The organism is Leisingera sp. F5, assembly GCF_001593695.1.
In genome coordinates this window covers 1-1,291 of the sequence record NZ_LUKH01001082.1, presented here as the reverse complement: position 1 = coordinate 1,291, position 1,291 = coordinate 1, and the positions used below count along the sequence as shown (strand labels likewise).

The window sequence follows — 1,291 nt, the reverse complement described above, 5'->3', positions numbered from 1 at the left end:
TGCCTATGCGCGGCTCTGGACCCGGCTGCCGTTTGCCGCCGGCGGCGTGCCCGGGTTTGGCGTGTTCGCCATGAACCGGGCCGGACGGCAGCGCTGGGGGGACTGGCCTGATATCATCGCCGATGACGTTTTCGCCCGCCTGAATTTCGCCCCGTCCGAACGGGTCAAAGCGCCTGCTGCTTACAGCTGGCCGATGGTGGAAGGCTTCCGCAACCTGGTCCGGGTGCGGCGGCGGCAAAACGCAGGCGTGGCCGAGGTGGCAGCCAAATTCCCGGGCTTACTGCAGAACGAGGACAAAATCCCGCCAAGCGCCGGCGCCGTGCGGAAGCTGCTGCTGGCGGATCCAACCGGTTTTGTGATCTATGCGTTGGTCGGTCTGGCCACAAAAACACCGCTGTTTGCCTCAGCCAGCCGCTGGACCCGCGGCCGCTGAGCCCTGAGTATTGCTGCTGGCCTGTCCCGGTGGTGCTCCCGCGCTCGCAGGGTGCCCAGGCTGCGCCAGCGCACCCTTGGCAGCCTTGGGCGTGGCCCGGCGCCTTTGCGCCGGGCCACGCCCAACGGAAGCGGCGCATCTGCAGATGCGCCGACGACGGGCGGGAGTGCGCCGGTTTTATCCGGTGATGGCCTTGCGGAAATGCGCGATGAGTTTGGCAGCCTCTGCAGCACTGTCATGACGCTCCAGCACACGCCTGCGGCCCGCCTGGCCCATGGCGGTCAGCTGCGAATGCGGGGTCTGCGCAAGGGTGATGACGGTCTGTGCCAGGGCGTCTTCATCCCCGGCCGGCAGCAGCCAGCCGGTTTGCCCCGGCAGCACCAGTTCGGGCGTGCCTGCGATGTATGTTGCAATCACCGGGCGCGCCGCGGCCATTGCCTCCATCACCACCATCGGCAGGCCTTCGGCAAATGACGGCATCACCAGCGCGTGGGAACTTGCCAGCTCTGCCTGCACCTGGTCTTCGGCGAGCCAGCCGGTCAGCGTGATACTGTCCTGCAGGCCATGCGCCGCAATAGCGGCTTCCAGCGCAGGCCGCATATCGCCGTCGCCAATCAGCGACAGATGCAAATCCGGAATGTCCCGCACCAGCCGCGCCATGGCTTTCACCAGCACCATCTGGCCTTTTTGCTCCACAAACCGCCCGATCGCCACCAGCCGCAGCGGCCCCTGCGGCAACGGCGCAAGATCGGCAAACCGCTTCGGCTCAATTCCGCAATGCACCACCTTGAGCCTGTCCCACTTGCCAAAGGCAGCCCAGCGGCTCAGCTGGCTTTTGCCAAAACTGCTGACCGCCAC

General features: G+C 66.5%; 1 protein-coding gene and 1 pseudogene. One reads left to right on the top strand and one right to left on the bottom strand.

What is annotated here, in order from left to right:
* Positions 1 to 433: pseudogene (locus A2I95_RS39055) on the top strand (glycosyl transferase); the annotation flags it as partial.
* Between the two features lie 177 nt (positions 434 to 610).
* Here the strand turns inward: A2I95_RS39055 and A2I95_RS39050 are convergent.
* On the bottom strand, positions 611 to 1,291 hold a 681-nt coding region (locus A2I95_RS39050; RefSeq protein WP_291737741.1), incomplete at its 5' end, for a glycosyltransferase.